10 protein-coding genes are annotated in these 17,570 nt (G+C 73.3%); 4 read left to right on the top strand and 6 right to left on the bottom strand.

Annotated features, from left to right (window positions below; translation table 11 throughout):
- Window positions 1-114 precede the first annotated feature (114 nt).
- From WMF24_RS05755 to WMF24_RS05745, 3 genes are all read right to left on the bottom strand, one after another.
- Window positions 115-1,698 carry a glycosyltransferase gene (locus WMF24_RS05755; protein ID WP_437735340.1) on the bottom strand — a complete coding sequence of 528 codons (1,584 nt, stop codon included), beginning with the start codon at window positions 1,696-1,698 and terminating at the stop codon, window positions 115-117.
- A 218-nt stretch (window positions 1,699-1,916) separates the two neighbouring features.
- Window positions 1,917-2,954, bottom strand: a complete 1,038-nt coding sequence (locus WMF24_RS05750) for a glycosyltransferase (RefSeq protein WP_437735339.1) — start codon at window positions 2,952-2,954, stop codon at window positions 1,917-1,919.
- Between the two features lie 6 nt (window positions 2,955-2,960).
- Window positions 2,961-3,554 carry a DNA-3-methyladenine glycosylase I gene (locus WMF24_RS05745; RefSeq protein WP_437735338.1) on the bottom strand — a complete coding sequence of 198 codons (594 nt, stop codon included), beginning with the start codon at window positions 3,552-3,554 and terminating at the stop codon, window positions 2,961-2,963.
- Window positions 3,555-3,789: 235 nt separating this feature from the next.
- Here WMF24_RS05745 and WMF24_RS05740 point away from each other — a divergent pair, with 235 nt between their 5' ends.
- Window positions 3,790-5,298, top strand: coding sequence for a serine/threonine-protein kinase (locus WMF24_RS05740; protein WP_437735337.1), 1,509 nt, complete (start codon window positions 3,790-3,792; stop codon window positions 5,296-5,298).
- Window positions 5,299-5,355: 57 nt separating this feature from the next.
- On the opposite strand, the gene WMF24_RS05735 is transcribed toward WMF24_RS05740, so the two are convergent.
- The 3 genes from WMF24_RS05735 to WMF24_RS05725 all read right to left on the bottom strand — a co-directional run bounded on the left by WMF24_RS05735 (window position 5,356) and on the right by WMF24_RS05725 (window position 9,887).
- Window positions 5,356-6,675 (bottom strand): glycosyltransferase family 4 protein, encoded by a 1,320-nt coding sequence (locus tag WMF24_RS05735; RefSeq protein ID WP_437735336.1) that lies wholly within the window; start codon window positions 6,673-6,675, stop codon window positions 5,356-5,358.
- Window positions 6,676-6,961: 286 nt separating this feature from the next.
- Complete coding sequence (locus tag WMF24_RS05730; RefSeq protein WP_437735335.1) at window positions 6,962-8,986, bottom strand: nucleotide-binding protein; 2,025 nt, start codon at window positions 8,984-8,986, stop codon at window positions 6,962-6,964.
- Window positions 8,976-9,887, bottom strand: coding sequence for a hypothetical protein (locus WMF24_RS05725; protein ID WP_437735334.1), 912 nt, complete (start codon window positions 9,885-9,887; stop codon window positions 8,976-8,978). Before WMF24_RS05725 ends, WMF24_RS05730 begins: the two co-directional genes overlap by 11 nt.
- A gap of 288 nt (window positions 9,888-10,175) precedes the next feature.
- Here WMF24_RS05725 and WMF24_RS05720 point away from each other — a divergent pair, with 288 nt between their 5' ends.
- The 3 genes from WMF24_RS05720 to WMF24_RS05710 all read left to right on the top strand — a co-directional run bounded on the left by WMF24_RS05720 (window position 10,176) and on the right by WMF24_RS05710 (window position 17,557).
- A complete protein-coding gene (locus tag WMF24_RS05720) occupies window positions 10,176-11,879 on the top strand; it encodes a DUF1592 domain-containing protein (protein WP_437735333.1) in 1,704 nt (567 codons plus the stop codon).
- A complete protein-coding gene (locus WMF24_RS05715) occupies window positions 11,879-13,264 on the top strand; it encodes a DUF1552 domain-containing protein (protein WP_437735332.1) in 1,386 nt (461 codons plus the stop codon). Before WMF24_RS05720 ends, WMF24_RS05715 begins: the two co-directional genes overlap by 1 nt.
- A 135-nt stretch (window positions 13,265-13,399) precedes the next feature.
- Window positions 13,400-17,557: a PAAR-like domain-containing protein gene (locus WMF24_RS05710; RefSeq protein WP_437735331.1), complete on the top strand. Its 4,158-nt coding sequence runs from the start codon at window positions 13,400-13,402 to the stop codon at window positions 17,555-17,557.
- Window positions 17,558-17,570 lie beyond the last annotated feature (13 nt).

Below are 17,570 nucleotides of genomic sequence, written 5' to 3'. Positions count from 1 at the left end.
GATCCGGCGCCGGGTCGCGCCCGGCGCGGGCAGGTCTTACCACGCGCGCGGCGCGCGGAAGGACGACGGCGCGCCATCACGCGCCATCACGCCATCACGCGCCCTCACACGCAATTACGCGCAGAACGACGGCTGGATCCCCTTCGGCCGCGGCGCCGCCGCCGGGCGCAGGTGGCCGAAGGCGAACAGGCCGCCGGTGAACCCGACCCAGGAGCGGAAGTGCCGGAAAGTCTCCAGCCACTGGAGCGCCTTCGGCCCCTCGACGAGCGGGCGGATGCCGGCCCGCGCGGCGTGCTCACGCGCGTTCACGAACGCGTTCGCGAGCATCCGCTGGACGACGATCGGCGAGGAGCGCTCGCGCGCGCGCTGCGCGGCGGCGCTCCCGACGCGCGCGGCGGCCGCCGGGTCCCGCGCGAGCGCGAGCGCGGCGGCGGCGAACGCGGCGTTCGCCTTGTCCTCCGCGAGCGCGCCGCGGCCCGGCTCGAGCAAGAGGCCGTTGTGGCCGCTCTGGATCTGCGAGCTCACGCCCATGCCGTCCGCGAACGCCACCGTCGGGGCGCCGCACCAGAGCGCCTCGCTGAGGACGTTGCCGAACGTCTCGCTCAGCGACACGTGAAGGAAGGCGGTCGCGTGGCGGTAGTAGTCCGAGATGCGGCTGTACGGCACCTCGCCCGTGAAGATCACCCGCCGGGCGACGCCGAGCTCGCGCGCCAGCGCCGCGTACGCCGCGCTGTCCGGCCCGTCGCCGACGAGCGTGAGCGTCGCCTGCGGGTGGTTCGGCGCGATGTGCTCGGCGAAGATGCGGATGAGCCGGTGCTGCGACTTCTCGCGGGTGTGCCGCCCCGCGCAGACGAAGCGCGGGCCGTTCACGTCGAGCCCGCGCTCCTCGAGCAGCGGCGCGTACGGGTCGGGGCCGAGCGCGCGATCGAACACGTCCTCCGGCACCATCCGCGGGATGACGTGGATCGGCACCGTCACGCCCCGGTCGCGCCAGTAGTCGCGGAGGCCGTCGCTCAGCACGACGAGCCCGTCGCCCTGGTTGTAGAGGTCGACGAACAGCTTCTCCATCGGCGCGCGGAGCGTCTTGTGGAGGACCGTGTGGACCGCGCCGATCCGGGAGATGCGCTCGGGCAGCAGCACGTCGTATGCGGCCGCGAGGTGCGTCGTGTTCACGCAGAGCAGCGGGATGCCGCGCATCTTGCGCAGCCAGATGCCGAACTCGACGAGGAGCGTCGTGGTCTGGGCGAAGCAGATGTCGAAATCCCACCGCATCGGATCGAACACGAACGACTCCAGGGGCATCGGCAGGTGCACCCCCGGGTAGGTGCGCAGCGGCACGCTCGGCAGGGCGACCGTGCCGGGGGGCATCTCGTCGGCCGAGGCGTCCGGATCCCGCGGTCCGATCAGTGTTGCCTGGTGACCACAGGTGTTGAGCGCCCGATACAGGGCCCGCGTCTGGAAGACCGCGCCGTTCGCGTAAGGAATGCGCGTGAAGTCGCTGAGGATGGCGACCTTGAGCGGCCGCCCGTTGGCGCCGGACAGGGCAGCGAAGGGATTCTCGGGAACAGCCGTGTGCGCCCTGGCGAAGGAATGCCCTCCCCGCGCCAGTCCCGCCGATGAAGTGTGGCGCGTCGACGCGATCGCCTCGTGCTGTGCGCGATCGATCCGGGGGCCGCCGAGCGGCCGAATTGCATCCATGGTCATCTTCGTTGCTCCTTCGAGAAGCGGCGCAGACCGTCGTCAAGGACCGGTCCGCGCAGCGCGACGGGCGATATGACGTTCATGTCGCGCCTCTGGCGGCCGTGTCTCTCCCGCGCCCTCGAGCGCGGCCTGCTGCTGGTCACAGCAGCCATTCCTCGCGTCTTCAGTCCGAATCGTCGGGGACGTTTAGCAAACCTCGTGCCCGTGACGCCACATCAACCGCGGCGCGAGGTGCGAACGCGGTGATGCACCTGGGCGCTCCGGCGCGCCTCTTCCAGCGCGGCGAGCACGGCCGAGGGCGCATCAGGCAGCGCGCCCGCGAGGTCGACGCGCGCGAAGTCGTCTGCGCGCACGCGGTCAAAGAAGCGCGCCACGGTGTCCCGCGAGAGCGCGGCGAACGAGCTCGCGACGGCGACGCCGGCGCGCTCGGCCAGCAGCGCGTTGAGCGTCTGCTCGTGATGGCGCTCGTCGTGGAGCGCCAGCACGGGCCTCCCGGCGAGCACGCACTCGGCGAGGACGTTGCTGCCGGCGGTCGTCACGACGGCGGACGCGACCTCGAGGTGGGCGAGGAACGCGCCGGCGTCGAACGGCCGCGCCAGCACGCCGGGCACGTCGAGGCCGGGGGCGCCGAACGCGATGACGCGCCGACCGGCGCGCGCGACGAGCTCGATCATGCCGCGCGCGTCGTACTCGCTGAAGTAGCAGACGACGGCCCCCGCCTCGACGCCGGCCGCGGCGTCCGCGGGCGGCGGCCGGCGCTCCGGGCGCGCGACGAGGGTGCCCGGGGTCCCGGGCTCGATGGGGAGGAAGTGGACGGCGACCGCGTGGCGCGCCCGGCTGGAGGCCCAGGTCGTCCGGCGGCTGGCGAGCACCCGCAGGCGCGGCAGCCCCTCGGGCAGGCGGCAGCGCGAGAAGACGAGGTCGTGGCCGACGGCGATCGCGGGGATCCCGAGGGCGCGCGCGGCGAGCAGGGAGGGCAAGTCCCCGTCGCTCACGAGGGCGTCGGGCCGGAAGCCCGCCTGCTCGACGACGTCCTTCGCCACGCGGCGCGGGACCTCGATCGCGCCGCCGAGGCCGCGCGCGATGGGCCGCACGGGGCGGTGCTCCGGCAGCGCGCCGAGCAGCTCCGCCGCCTGGCCGCCGCCGTAGATCCTGAGCTCGTGGCCGCGCTCGCGGAGGGCCCGCGTGACGGCGAGCGCGCGGCTCGCGTGGCCGCGCCCGCGGCCGTGGACGTAGTACGCGATCCTCGCCACGGCCGCTCAGCGCCTGCTTTGCTTCGTCGGGGTCATCTGGTTCACCTGGCGGTAACGAAAGCAGCTCACGAGGTGATCGTTGACCATCCCGGTCGCCTGCATGAGCGCATAGCAGATCGTGGAGCCGACGAACTTGAAGCCGCGGCGCACGAGATCCTTGCTGAGCGCGTCCGAGACCGCCGTCTTCGCGGGGATCTCCGCGGGGGCGCGGAAGGCGTTGACGACGGGCGCCCCGCCGACGAAGCGCCAGAGGTACGCGTCGAAGCTGCCGTGCTCGCGCTGCACCTCCAGGAAGCGGCGCGCGTTGTTGACGGCCGACTCCACCTTGAGCCGGTTGCGCACGATCCCGGGGTCCGCGAGGAGCTTCTCGACGCGCGCCGGCGTGAAGCGGGCGACGCGCGCCGGGTCGAAGCCCGCGAACGCCTCGCGGTACGCCGCCCGCTTGCGCAGCACGGTGATCCAGCTGAGCCCCGCCTGCGCGCCCTCGAGGATCAGCATCTCGAAGAGCGCCCTGTCGTCGTGCACCGGCACGCCCCACTGCTCGTCATGGTAGGCGACGTAGTCGGGATCTGCGGTCACCCACGCGCATCGTTCCGCCATCGGGCGCCACTGTAGCAGCCCGCCCCTCCTCGTCGCCGCGCCTCGTCGCCGCCGGACGCGACCCCCGGCGAGCCACCGCACCGGCGCGACGAGCGCTTTGACTCCCCGCCGGCGCGGCGCTCCAATGCGGCTCGTAGCCGGCCGCGCCGCGCGCACCATGACCGCCTCGAGCAGCTTTCCTTCGACGGGATCCCGTGGGCTCCGCGGCGGCGACACCGCCGAGGAGCGCCGCGCGATGGCCCGCGGGCTGCCCACGGCGCTCGTGACCTGGCCCACCTTCGCGGCGCTCGACGTGTTCGTCGTGGTGGCGGTGTTCCCGAGCGCCTCGATCGCGCGGCTGTTGCTCTACCGGTTGATCGGCGAGGTGATCCTGCTCTGGCTCTACCTGCTCGCCCGGCGCGAGCAGACCTCGGCCGAGCTGCTCGACGCGGCGCACGTCTTCGCGGTCTGGAGCACGGGGGGGCTCATCTCGGTGATGGCCCTGGAGTTCGGGGATCTCACCTGGAGCTACATGCACGGGCTCTCGATGGTGATGCTCGTGGACGCGACGATCCTGCCCACGCACTTCACGCGCTCGCTGCGGATGACGCTCCCCGTGGCGCTGAGCTTCCCGATCATCATGGGCGCGGGGGCGTCGCTCGATCCGGGGCTCGCGGAGCAGTGGTCGTCGCCGCGGTCGCTCGTCGTCTTCGCCTGCAACTACATCTTCGTGCTGGCCACCGCGATCCTCGTGTCGGCGGCGAGCCACGGCCTCTGGTCGGCGCGCCAGCAGGTCTTCGAGGCCCGCAAGCTCGGCCGCTACCGCCTCGTGGCGCCCGTGGGCCGGGGCGGGCAGAACGAGGTGTGGCTCGCCTGGGACGAGTCGCTCCGCCGCGACGTGGCGCTGAAGCTGCTCCGCAGCGAGAGCAAGTCGGACGGCGATGTGCGCAGCTTCGAGCGCGAGGCGCGCGCGACGAGCCGGCTCACGTCGCCGCACACGATCCGGATCTTCGATTTCGGGGCGAGCAGCGACGGCGTCTTCTACATCGCGATGGAGCACCTGGCCGGCGCGGACCTCGCCACGCTGGTGCGCGACCACGGCCCGATGACCCCCGCCCGCGTCGTGCACTTCGCGCGGCAGGCCTGCCTCTCGCTGGCGGAGGCGCACGACGCGGGCGTCATCCACCGCGACATCAAGCCGCACAACCTCTACATCACGCGCGTCGGCGACGAGCACGACGTGCTCAAGGTGCTCGACTTCGGGATCGCCAAGCAGGTGACCCTCGAGGGCGACGCGAGCATGACGGACGTCGGCGTGATCAAGGGGACGCCGACCTACATGTCCCCGGAGATGATCTCGGCGGGCACCGTCGACGCGCGGAGCGACATCTACTCGCTCGGGGTCACGCTCTATTACCTCCTGACCGGCGTCGCCCCGTTCGACGGCCGGAGCTTCGGCAAGCTCGTCTATTCGCACATGACGATGCCGCCGATCCCGCCGTCGCTGCGCACGCCGTGGCCGCTCTCGTCGGAGCTGGAAGAGGTCGTGATGCGGTGCCTCGCCAAGAAGCCCGGCGACCGCTACCAGAGCGCGCGCGAGCTCCTGGCGGCGCTCGACGCGTGCGCGCCGGCGCCGCCGTGGACGGCCGAGGACGCGCGGAGCTTCTGGGCGGCGCGCGCCGCGATGCCGCGCGCCGAGCCGCCGCCCCCGGACCCGGGGCCCACGGTGCGCCTGCGGCCCGACAAGGCCGTCTCGGCGGCGTGAAGGGTGGCCTGGAGGAGCGCGCGGCGCCGCGCTCCCCCAGGCCGGCTCGAGCCTGGATCAGGCCTGGCTCGCGCGGAGCTGCGCGGCCTCGGGGAACCGCCGCGACGCGGGCGGCGGGGCCCACCGCCTCGACGAGGGGGGCGGCCCGTCGAGCTGGAGCTGCCCGTCGAGCTGGAGCACCGGGCGCTTCGCCGCCGCGGGCACCGGCACGGGCCGCTCGCCCCGCGCCGCGAGGATGACGTTGTAGAACGCGAGGGCGCTCTCGTCCCACCCCGAGCACCCGGAGAGCGCCGAGACCTGCTCGGGATCGTACGGGGCGTAGGCCGCGCGCGACATCGCCTCGGCCAGGGCGGGCAGGTCGCCGGGCGCGACGAGCTCGCCGAGCTCGGGGCTGCTCAGCACGTCGGGGATGCCGCCGACGTGCGTCGCGACGACGCGCCGGCCCGACGCGAGCGACTCGATCACGACGTTGGGCGTCCCCTCGTGGTGGCTCGGCAGGACGAGCGCGTCGCAGGCGGCGACCCAGCGCGCCACCTGGTCGTGCGGCAGGCGCCCCGTCAGGTGGACGCGAGCGCCGAGCCGCTCCGCCGCCGCCTTGCAGGCCTGCTCGTCGGCGCCGCCGCCGACGAGCACGAGGTCGATGTCCGGGTGCGACGGGGCGATCCGCTCGAACGCCGCGATCGCGTCGAGCGCGCCCTTGTCGCGGAGCAGGTGCCCGACGTAGAGGAGCAGCCGGCGGTCCGGCGAGCGGCCCAGGGCGGCGCGGGCCTCGCCCCGGTCGCGCGGCCGGAACATGTCGCGGTCGACGCCGTTCATGACGACGTCGATGCGATCGCGCGGCACGCCGAGCGCGTGGACGCCCTCCTTGAGCTGCTTGCTGACGGCGACGACGCGCGTCGCGCGCCTGAGCCCCCACTCGAGCGCCGGCCGCACCGCCGGCTGCTGCGAGAGCACGTCGATGTCCGAGCCGTGCACCTTGACGACCGCGGGGACGCCGAGCAGCTCCGCCAGGCACACGGCGGCGAAGCCGTCCGGGTACGCGAACGAGCCGACGATGACGTCCGGCGCCGGGTGGTGGCGCGCGAGCTCGAAGAGCATCGAGGCCGCATAGAGCGGCCCATTCAGGTAAGGCGCCACCTTGGGCAGGTACAGGAAGCGCGGGTGTCGCACCGGCAACCCCTCGATGATCTCCTCGCGAGGCGCGTCGGCCGAGACTGACCATCTGGAGAACCTGGACGCTCCGGGGAACCAGGGAATTGTCGCGAACACGTCGATGTCGCAGTAACGCGACAGCGCGGCGAACTGCCGCCGGTTGAACGGCGCCTGGCCAGGGTTCATCGCGTTCGGGAAGATCTTGGTGATAAGCAGGATGCGCATTACCTCTGCTCCTCCGGACTCGCCCGCTTGGCTCGACAGGCCTTCTCCGATAAGGGGTGCGCGGCATCGCCGCACGGTCGCCCCACACCGAGCAGAGAGCGTGCCACCGCGGAGAAGCTGGAAACCGAGCGGGATCAGGAGCAACCGAGGCGGTCTTGGCGGTTTGCGAAAACCACGCTGCCTCACGCGAGGCAAAATTGCACAAGCCCCCACGCGGACTCTGCCGTTCCGGCATTTCCGTGGACAGCGCTTTTGTACAGCAAAGCGCCAACTTTACAATGGGGCGCTACAGAGAAAGTTTCGCGATGAACGCATCGCCCTGGCCCGCGCCCGTGAGCTGCGCGTCACCGAAGCGGATGCCGCCGTAGAAGCGGCCGGCGAGCGCCACGCTCGCGCCTGAGCCCGCCGCCACGTCGAGGCCGACCTGCGTCTGGCCGTCGCCGAACAGCGCGCTGAACAGGTGGTCGCCCGAGGGGGCGAGCTTGACGAGGTACACGTCGGTCTTGCCGCGGCTCGTCAGCGCCCCGCCGCCGAAGTCGGCCTCGCCGAAGAGCGGGCCCGCGAGCAGGACGTTGCCGGCCTCGTCCACGGCGGCGCTCGCGCGCGCGCCGGTCTCGAAGTCGGTGAGGAGCTGGTCCTCCGCGTCGCCGAAGCGCCGGCTCAGGAGGTGCTCTCCCGTGCCGGAGAGCCTCGCAAAGAAGAGGTCGCGCCCGCCGGCGCTCTCGATCGGGCCGCCGCCGAGGTCGAGGGTCGACGCGAACGTGCCCGTGATCACCACGTCGCCCGTGGCCTGGTGCACCGCGATGTCGTGGGCCTCGTCGGCCTCGGCGCCGCCGAAGCGGGCGCTCCAGACGTGGTCGCCGGAAGGGCCGAGCCGGGCCACGAAGACGTCGGTGAGCCCCTCGCTCTCGAGCTGGCCGCCGCCGAGATCGACGGCGCCGGAGAAGTGGCCGGCGACGAGGACGTCGCCGGTCGCGTCCGCCGCGATCGCGTAGGCGTGGTCGTCGCCCACGCCGCCGGCGCGCACGGCGAAGCGCGTGCCGCCGTCCTCGGCGTCGAGCGCCAGCACGAAGGCGTCGCGCATGCCGGCGCTCGCGAGCGCGCCGGCGCCGAAGTCGACGGCGCCGTGGAAGCCGCCCGCCACGAGGACGTCGCCCGCCGGGCCGATGGCGACGCGATCGCAGCGATCCGCGCCGGATCCGCCGAAGATCTTGCTCCAGAGGTGCTCGCCGTCCGCGTCGAGCCGGGCGACGAACACGTCGTCGGCGCCGCGCGACGAGAGCTCACCGCCGCCGAGGTCGATGCTGCCGAACGCGCGCCCCGCGACGACGACGTCGCCGCTCGAGTCGACGTCGATCGCCATCGCGAACTGGTTGCCCTCGCCAGGGAACAGCTTGCTCCAGAGGTGCGTGCCGTACCTGTCGAACTTCGCGACGAAGGCGTCGACGCCCGCGCCCGTCGCGACGAGCGGGCCGCCGCCGAAGTCGACGGTGCCCTCGATCTGGCCGGCGACGAGCACGTTGCCGTCCGCGTCGATCGCGACGGAGCGGGCGTACTGGCCGTTCGGGTCGCCGAAGCCGCGGCTCCACACCTCCTCGCAGGCCGGCGTGACGCCGTCGCAGTCCTCGTCCTCGGGCGTGGCGCACGCGTCGAAGGCGGGCAGGACCTCCCCGGCGCAGGGGCCCCACGACGTGCCCTCGGCGTTGCAGGTGCGCGTGCCGGCCGCGCAGCGCCCGACGCCGCGCGTGTCTTCCGGGCCCGTGTAGCACGCCTCCTGCGCGCCCGGCGTGCACACGCAGCCGGGGCAGCCGCAGTCGGGGCCGCTGCACGTGGCCGGCGTGAGCTCGGCGATCCAGGCGGCCACGCACTCGAGCTCGGCGGGCGTGTACGGCGGCGCGCCGAGCGGCATGCGCGCGCCGCACGAGGGCGCGTCCGTGAGCTTCACGTAGAGCACGCTCTCCTCGGGCCGCTCCGGGTCGGCGAGCACCCCGGCGCAGCTCTGGGCCGGGCGGCCGGCGACGCGATCGGCGACGCCGAGCGTGACGAGGTCGAGGGCGGACGCGGGCTCGCCCGGCCCGTGGCAGCTCACGCCGCCGCACCGCTCGGCGAGCACGGTCGGCACGTCGGCGCACGCGACGTCGTCCGGGCCGGCGTCGCGCGCCCTGAACCGCTCCTTGTCCTCGATCGTCCCCGGACACGCCGTGAGCACCAGCGGCAGCGCCGGCGCGGCGAGCGCGGCCGCCGCCCAGAGGCCGCGGCGGTGCCGGCGCGCGGACCTCGCCGGGCGCCGTTCGCGAACGTCAGTACCCATAATAAGCCACCCCCAGGTGAACGCCGAAGAGCTGGTCGAGCGCCCCGCCCGCGACGTACGGGTCTCCAGGCTCGGAGTCGAAGTCGTAGAAGAACCGCGTGTAGGACGCGCCGGCGCGCGCCTCGAGCCCGGGCGCGAACGGGACGGCGAGCGCGAGGCGGAGGTCGACGCCGCCGGCGCTCGGCGCACGGAAGTGCGACGCGAGCGCGCCCAGAGAGAGCGGCGCCTGGTAGCCTGCCCCCGCCTCGATCGCGACGGGGCCGACGGGCATGCGGCCGTCGAGCCCCAGGCGCAACGAGACGTACGACACCGAGGCTGCGTCGCGCGACGGGTCGCCCGTCGGCTCCACGTCGAAGTCGATCCAGCAGAGTCCGCCGGTCGCGAAGAGGACCGGCCCGGTCTGCCCCGCTGGACGGAAACGGCCCTTGAGGCCAGCGTGCAGCCGGCTCCAGGAGGTCGAAAGGCGGGCTCCCCCGGCGCCCTTCGAGTCGACGCCGAGGGCGCGGGCGTAAGAGAGCGCCACGCCGAGATCGCGGAGCACCGGGAGGGCGCCGCGCGCGAGCGGATACACCTCGCCCCGGACAGATGGCATTGGCGCGCCGAGGACGTTGTAGGTGCGGAGGTTCTCGGAGAGCAGATCGCTGAAGGACAGCGCGCGACCGGCGATCTCGATATCGACACCCGCGCTGAAGAGCTCGGTGCCGACGGAAGGTGGAGGGCCGTCAACCTCCTTTCGTTCGGCGCGTTCGCCGGGGGGCGCCGCGGCGCTCTGGGCCAGCGCGGAAGCCGGCGCCGCGAGCGCTAACGCGACCAGCGCGACCAGGGCGGCCGCGGCCGGGCGCCGCGCGCGGCGCCGTGAACCAGCACGGAAGACAGGACAGGCGAGCGTTCGCCTTTGCATTGGGCGCGAGCATAAGCGCTCTTTGCGCCCGGGGTCGAGCGCCGCCTTCGACGACCGGTGTCCGCGTCCGCCCGAGTCGGCGGTGAGACCCGGGCGTACGGGATGAACCCATCGGCCCCGAGCTCCCACTTGATTCGCCGCCTCCGTGCGAGGCGCCTATCCGGGAAGAGCGGACTACAATACGATCGCTGGATGATGGCGAAGGGGCGCCCCGCGCGCCGCGCGCTGCACGAAGGGGTCGAACCATCATCCATCACCGGCCCCCGCCGCGCTCACCGACGAGGCATCATGGCTGAACCACGAGCTCCCCGCTGGCCCATCGGCCTGCTCCTCCTCACGTCCTGTTCGGGTCAGTTCGGCGATCTCCCCGCGCATGACGGAGACGGCGAGGCGACGGCCCCGCTGTGCACGACCGTCGAGCCCGGCGAGTCCCCGCTGCGGCGGATGACACGCGTGGAGTACGACAACACGATCCTCGATCTGCTCGGCGACGACAGCCGCCCTGCGCAGGGCTTCGTGCCGGAAGAGGAGTCGCTCGGCTTCAACAACCAGGCGGCGGCGCTCGTCGTGAGCCCGCTGCTCGCCGAGCAGTACATGACCGCGGCCGAGGGGATCGCGGAGCGCGCGACGGGCAAGCTGCTCGCCGAGGCGCCCGCGTGCCGCGAGGCCGCGGCGGGCGCCGCCTGCCGCGGCGAGATCACGGCGCTCGTCGCCTCGCTCGGCAAGCGGGCGTTCCGCCGGCCGCTCGCCGACGACGAAGTCGCCGAGTTCGTGGACCTCTTCCAGCGCGGGATCGCCCTGGGGGACGCGCCCGACGACGCGTCGACGGGCCTGTCGCTCGTCGTCCAGGCGATGCTCCAGTCGCCGCACTTCCTCTACCGCGTCGAGCTCGGCATGCCCGATCCGGTCGAGGGCGACGTCGTGCCGCTCACGTCGTACGAGATCGCCTCGCGGCTGTCGTACCTGCTCTGGGGCACGATGCCCGACGAGGCGCTCTTCACCGCCGCCGATCGGGGGGAGCTCGGCACCGCCGCGGCGATCGAGGCGCAGGCGCGGCGCATGCTGGAGGACCCGCGGGCGCGCGAGGCCGTGAAGAACTTCCACCGCCAGTGGCTCGGGCTCGCGGACATCGACGAGATCGCCGCCGGCGGGAAGGACCCGGAGCTCTACCCCGAGTACCGCGACGAGCTCCTTCCGCTGTTCCAGGCCGAGACCGAGGCGTTCCTTGACCACGCGATCTTCGAGCAGGACGCGAGCGTGAGCGCGCTGTTCACGGCGCCCTACTCGATGATGAACCGGGAGCTCGCCGAGTTCTACGGCGTCGAGGGCCCCCGGGGCGAGGCGTTCGAGCGGGTCGAGCTCAACCCGGCGCAGCGCGCCGGCTTCGTGACGCACGCGGGGCTGCTCGCGCTCTACGCGAAGCCGAACCGGTCGTCGCCGGTGCACCGCGGCCGGTTCGTGCGCCAGAGCCTGCTCTGCCAGATCCCGCCGCCGCCGCCGGACGTCGTGCCGGAGCCGCCCATGGTCGATCCGACGAAGACGACGCGCGAGCAGTTCTCCCAGCACGTGTCGGACGCGGGGTGCAGGAGCTGCCACGCGCTGCTCGATCCGATCGGGTTCGGCTTCGAGCACTACGACGCGCTCGGCCGCTGGCGGGACGCCGAGAACGGCATCCCTGTCGACGCGAGCGGCGAGCTGACGCAGACCGACATCGACGGGCCGTTCGACGGCGCCGTCGAGCTCGCGCACCGGCTCGCGGAGAGCGAGCAGGTGCGCGCGTGCGTGGTGAAGCAGTGGTTCCGCTTCGGCTACGGCCGCGCCGAGCAGAGCGAGGACGCCTGCAGCCTGTCGCAGGCGACGCAGGCGTTCGAGGCGTCGGGGTACAACGTCAAGGCGCTGCTCGTCGCGCTGACCCAGACCGACGCGTTCCGCTACCGCCGCATGATCGTCGCAGGGGGCGCCGACGGCGCCGCAGCAGAAGGAGAGCCGTGATGAAGCCGTTCCGACTCAGCCGTCGCGCCGCGCTCCGGGGCCTCGGCGGCGCGGCGCTCGCGCTGCCGTTCCTCGAGGTGATGGGCTGCTCCAGGCGCTCCGCCCCCGGCTCGGAGGAGACGGGGCGGGCCGCGTTCGGGGCCGAGTTCCCGAAGCGCTTCGTCGTGCTCTACACGCCGAACGGCACCGTCCCGCCGGACTTCTGGCCGTCGTCGACGCAGTTCCGGAACGGCGAGGAGCTGTCGCCGATCCTGGCGCCGCTGAAGGACCACAACGAGGATCTCCTCGTCCTCGGCAACGTGAGCGCGCTGTCGGCGCTGAAGGGGCCGGGCGACGCGCACCAGAAGGGCACGGGGCAGTGCCTCACCGCGCGCGCGATGCAGGAGGGCGACTTCCCCGGCGACGCCGGGCTGTCGTGCGGCTGGGCCGACGGCATCTCGGTCGACCAGGAGATCGCGAACCACATCGGCACGCGGACGAAGTTCCTCTCGCTGGAGCTCGGCGTGCTCGTGTACGGGGCGAACGTGGGCGCGCGCATCGCGTACCGCGGGCCGGCGCAGCCGCTGCCGCCGGAGAACAGCCCGTACGCCGCGTTCGACCGCCTCTTCTCCGACTTCTCCGTCACGCCGGAGGCGGCGACGAACAAGACGGAGCAGCGCCGGGCGGTGCTCGACAAGGTGGCCGCCGACTACAAGCGGCTGCAGCGGCGCCTCGGCGCGGCCGATCAGGAGAAGCTCGCCGGGCACCTCGCGTCGGTGGAGGACATCGCGTCGCGCCTCGACCGCGGCGTGGCGCCGACCTCGCCGGCGTGCGCGGAGCCGGCGCTGACGCCGGACATCGACCCCGACAAGGTCGCGAGCATGCCCGAGATCACGCGGCTCCAGCTCGACCTGATGGCGATGGCGCTCGCGTGCGACATGACGCGGGTCGCGAGCCTCCAGTTCACGAACTCGGCGACGACCAAGGTGCTGAGCTTCCTCGGGCCCGACATCACCGAGGGGCACCACCCGATGGCGCACAACGGGTACGCGGACCCGGCGAACCGGAAGCGGCTCACGATGATCAGCCGCTTCTACGCCGAGCAGCTCGCCTACCTGATCGCGAAGCTGAAGAGCATGCCGGAGGGGAACGGAACGGTCTTCGACAACACGGTGATCTTCTGGACGAACGAGCACGCGGACGGCAATCACCTGCGCCAGAACATCCCCTACGTGCTCGCCGGCAGCGCGGGCGGCCATTTCAAGACGGGGCGCTTCGTCTCCCAGCAGAAGCAGGTCGGGCACAACGACCTGCTCGTCTCGCTGCTCCAGGCGATGGGCGTCGACACCGAGACGTTCGGAGACCCGAGCTACTGCACCGGGCCGCTCACGGGGCTGACCAGCTGAGGGGCAGAGGGGGCGCGCGCGGCGAGCGCGCGATCCTGACCCGATCTGCCTGAGCCGGCCGCATCCGGCCCGCGCGCGCCGCGCCGCCGTCCGCGTTGTGGACGGGACACCCCTCGTGCGACGCTCGAGAGCGCCATGGCCAAGGTCACCGCCCTTCACATGGACACGATCACGCAGAAGTCGGGTCATCAGATGACCGGCATGGCGGTCAGCGTGTGCCTGACGCCCGCGGCGCCCAGCCCGTTGCCGATCCCGTACCCGACGATGGGCTCCGTGGCCGAAGGGATCATCGATCCGTGCATGCGGACCAAGATCGAAGGGGCGAAGATCCTCACGGTCGGCGGCTGCATGAAGGCCTGTCACGGCAACGAGCCAGGCACGCTGAAGGAGGTCGTCAGCCTCAACACGGGGGGGCCGTGCTTCCCCTGGCTGGGCGCGCCCAACGTCCTCATCGAGCTCGGCATGGCCGGCATCACGGGCAGCATGGGCCAGATGAACAAGAGCATCACCGTCGGCGCCGGGGCGAGCGCGAGCAACGCCAAGGGCGGCGGCGGCGGCGGCGGCGGCGCGGGCGGCGGCGCCGGGGGCCCGGGCGGCGGCGGCCCGCAGGGCGGGAGCAACGCCGGCGGCGGCGGCGGCGGGAACAGCCAGGGCGCCGGACCGCCGAGCCCACCGGCGCCGCCAGGTGCAGATGGCCAGGCGTCCGCGGGGCACCCGGTCGACGTCGTGACGGGGGCCATGTACACGAACCCGGTCGCCGACCTCGAGCTGCCGGGCCCGCTGGCCGTGGCCCTGGAGCGAAGCTACTCGACCGCGGCCGTGCGGCACCGCTGCGGCATGGGATGGGGGTGGTCGCACGACCTCGCCTGGAGCGCCCGGCGCCGCGGCGATGAGCTCGAGCTCGCCGCGCCGGGCGGCCGCGTGCAGGTGCTCTCCTGGCCCGCGCAGGATCACGTCCTGCTCCTGCCGTTCGGGGTGCGCGTCGCCGCCGCCGGAGAGGATCTCCTCGTGGAGGAGGACGACGGCCTCGTGCGGGTGCTGCGCCGCACAAGCCCGGAGGAGCGCTTCGCGCTCGTCGAGATCCGCGACGCGTTCGGCAACAAGGCCACCCTGGAATGGCGAGGCGGTGAGCTCGCGGCCATCGTCGATGCCGTCGGGCGGCGCGCCCGGCTCGAGCGCCAGGGGCTCTTCTCCTGGTGGGAGGTGACCGCGACCGACGAGCAGGGCGCCGCGCACACCCGCCGCGCCGTGACCTACGAGCTCGACGGCGCGGGCGACCTCGTGCGGGTCATCGACGCGGGCGGCGCCGAGATCCGGTACGAATACGACGAGGAGCATTACCTCGTCCGGGAGATCTTGCCCGACGGGCTCGCCTTCCACTTCAGGTACGAGGCGATCGACGGCGTCAAGCGGTGCGTCGAGACGTGGGGCGAGATCGCCGGCCGCGACGTGCTCGCGGAGCTCGGCGCGCCCCGCCTCCCGGGCGCTCGGGGCATCCACCACACCCGGCTGTCGTACGACCCCGCCCGGGGCAGGACCGTGGTGATCGACGGCGAGGGCGCGACCCACACGTACACGGGCAACGCGCTCGGCCTCGTGACCGCCTATGTCGATCCGCGCGGCCACGCGCGCACCTACACGTACGACACGGTCGGCAGGCTGATATCGCTCCGTGACGGCGGCGGGCGGACCACGCGCTGGTCGTACAACGCCGCGGGGCACCTCGCGAGCATCACCGAGCCCGACGGCTCGACCTGGCGAGACGCGGTCGACGAGGAGACGCAGGCGATCGTCCGCACGCGGCCCGACGGGAAGAAGACCCGCACCACGTACGAGCGGGGCGTCCCGACCGGGAGCGTCGACTGGCGCGGCCGCGAGCGCGCCCTCACGTGGGACGCGCACGGCCTCGTGCGGGCGTCCACCGGGCCGGACGGCGCAGAGCTCACGTACGACTACGACGCGCACGGCAACCCGGTGCGGGTCGAGACGCCGGCCGGCGACGCCTACGAGTACGTCTTCGACCTGTTCGGGTGCCCCGTCGAGGCGCGCACGCCGAAGGGCGGCGTCTATCGGTTCGCGTACGACTCGCGCTTCGCGCTCGTGCGCCTGGAGGAGCCGAACGGCAACGTCCTGGAGCTGGAGATCGACGCGAGCCGCCGCGTCATCGCGCGCTCCGACGCGAGCGGGATCACGAGGTACCGCCATGTCGCCGGAGCCCTCGTGGAGGTGGTGCGCCCGGACGGCCGGCGGTTCCGGCTCGGCTACGATGCGCTGCTCCGGCTCCGCTGGATCGAGAACGCCGCGGGCGAGCGCCACACGCGCGAGTACGACGGCAGCGGCAATCTCTCCAGCGAGACGTCGTTCGGCGGCGCGACGACGGCGTACGAATACGACGGCTCGAACCACCTCGTCCGGACGACGTACGCCGACGGGACGTGGGTGCGCCACGAGCGCGACGGGGCCGGCCGCGTCACGAGGCTCGAGACCTCGAGCGGGCTCGTGGAGGAGCTCCAGTACGACGCGCTCGGCCACCTCACGCGCGCGCGAAACGCGGACGTGATGATCACGTTCGAGCGCGACGAGGACGGCCGGGCCGTCCGGGAGGTCCAGGAGGCAGCCGGGTTCGCGTTCGCCGTCTCCCGCCGCTTCGACGACGCGGGGCGCGTGCTGGACCGTCGCTATGCGACGGGGTGGTCCGTCGAGGTGCGCCGGCGCGAGGAAGACGGCGCGCCGGCGTCGCTCGAGGTCGCCGCCGCCGAGGCGGACGGGCTCGCCTTCACGCGGGACGCGCGCGGCGAGTCGGGGCGAAGGCGGCTCGACGGGACGCGCGCCCTCGCCTGGTCGCGCGACGTCCAGGGCCTGCCGGAGAGCGTCGCCATCCTGGATGAGCGGGGAGAGTCGATCCGGGCGCGCGCGTGGACGTGGAGCCGGGTGGGCCCGGTCGCGTCGGTCATGGACAGCGATCGCGGCGCGCGCCGGTACGACCTCGACGTCGAGGGCAGGCCGCTCCGCCTCCAGGGCCTCGGCGCCGACGAGCAGTTCACGTACGCGCCCCAGGGCACCCCGATCCCGTCGCGCGGCCCCGCGTGGTCGATCGGCGGGGACGGCCGCCCCCTGCGCGCGGGCGGCGTCGAGCTCCAGTGGGACGCCCGCGGCCGCCTCGCAGGCCGCGTCGGCCAGGGGCCGCTGCAGGCGTGGCGCTACCAGTACGACGAGCGCGACCGCCTCGTCGCAGCGATCCGCGGTGACGGCCTCACCGTCCGCTACCTGTACGACCCCCTCGGCCGCTGCGTCGCGCAGGCGCGCGGCGACGGCGAGAGCACCTGGTTCGGCTGGGATGGCGAGAGCCTCGTCGAGGAGCGCCCGACGAGGGGGCCGTCGATCCAGCGCGTGTTCGACGACGACGGCTTCACGCCGCTCCTCGAGGCGCGCGACGGCAAGGACTGGCGGATGGTCGTGACCGACGCGGCCTCCACGCCATGGCTCTACCTGCACCGCGACGGGCGCGCGTCGGAGATCGATCTCGGCGCCTTCGGCCGCGTCGCGCACGCGACGGGCGATCCGGGCGCGCTCCGGTTCGCCGGGCAGCGCGCCGACGCGGTGACCGGCCTGCACTACAACCGCCACCGCTTCTACGACCCGGCGACGCACGTCTTCCTGACCCCCGACCCGATCGGCCTCCTGGGCTCGCTGCAGGAGATCGGGTTCGTCCCCAACGTCACGGTCTTCATCGACCCTTCAGGGCTCACGACGATCGTGGTGGGCGCGCCGGCCGACGCGACGATCCAGCAGCATGTCGCCCTTCTTCAGGCGCAGCACCCGGGCGCCCGCGTGCTTCGCCATGATCAGCTCACGCCGGGCAGCCTGGCGCGGGAGGATCACGTCATCGTCTCGACCCACGGCGCGCCCAACACGGTGGAGTGGGGCAATGGGTACATCGACGGCCGCCAGCTCGGGCAGCGGCTCACGGCGGCGGGGTTCCGCGGCCAGAAGCGGGGGCGAAAGCGGCGCATCGAGCTGTCCGCGTGCAACAGCGCGACCCCCGCGGCCGGCAACGGGCCCAGCGTGGCCCAGGCCGTCGCGGACGAGACCCGGGCGATGGCGAGCGGTGCGCGCTCGGCCAACCCGGCCGCGACCTACGCGGGCACGACGTCCGTGGGGCCAGGCGGCCACCAGTGGGGCCCGGGCATGATGGCGCCGAACTGGACCGGCGGAACGACGCCGTACGTGCACCAAGGCACCTGGGTCGAGACGCGCCCCCGCCCGCAGGGAGGCCGCGGCCGGCGGCGCTGATCAGCCCGGAGCG

Origin of the sequence: Sorangium sp. So ce1335 (assembly GCF_051521615.1) — a bacterium.
Lineage (GTDB): Bacteria > Myxococcota_A > Polyangia > Polyangiales > Polyangiaceae > Sorangium.
Note: the sequence above shows the minus strand (reverse complement) of the source record. Positions and strands in the feature narration are given on the sequence as shown.

What these genes read in the sequence shown, in the direction of transcription:
- WMF24_RS05745 (WP_437735338.1), bottom strand. Translation starts at nt 3,554, where the DNA reads ATGGCGGAACGATGCGCGTGGGTGACCGCAGATCCCGACTACGTCGCC.
- WMF24_RS05710 (WP_437735331.1), top strand. Translation starts at nt 13,400, where the DNA reads ATGGCCAAGGTCACCGCCCTTCACATGGACACGATCACGCAGAAGTCG.
- WMF24_RS05725 (WP_437735334.1), bottom strand. Translation starts at nt 9,887, where the DNA reads ATGCAAAGGCGAACGCTCGCCTGTCCTGTCTTCCGTGCTGGTTCACGG.
- WMF24_RS05740 (WP_437735337.1), top strand. Translation starts at nt 3,790, where the DNA reads ATGGCCCGCGGGCTGCCCACGGCGCTCGTGACCTGGCCCACCTTCGCG.
- WMF24_RS05755 (WP_437735340.1), bottom strand. Translation starts at nt 1,698, where the DNA reads ATGGATGCAATTCGGCCGCTCGGCGGCCCCCGGATCGATCGCGCACAG.
- WMF24_RS05735 (WP_437735336.1), bottom strand. Translation starts at nt 6,675, where the DNA reads ATGCGCATCCTGCTTATCACCAAGATCTTCCCGAACGCGATGAACCCT.
- WMF24_RS05715 (WP_437735332.1), top strand. Translation starts at nt 11,879, where the DNA reads ATGAAGCCGTTCCGACTCAGCCGTCGCGCCGCGCTCCGGGGCCTCGGC.
- WMF24_RS05720 (WP_437735333.1), top strand. Translation starts at nt 10,176, where the DNA reads ATGGCTGAACCACGAGCTCCCCGCTGGCCCATCGGCCTGCTCCTCCTC.
- WMF24_RS05730 (WP_437735335.1), bottom strand. Translation starts at nt 8,986, where the DNA reads ATGGGTACTGACGTTCGCGAACGGCGCCCGGCGAGGTCCGCGCGCCGG.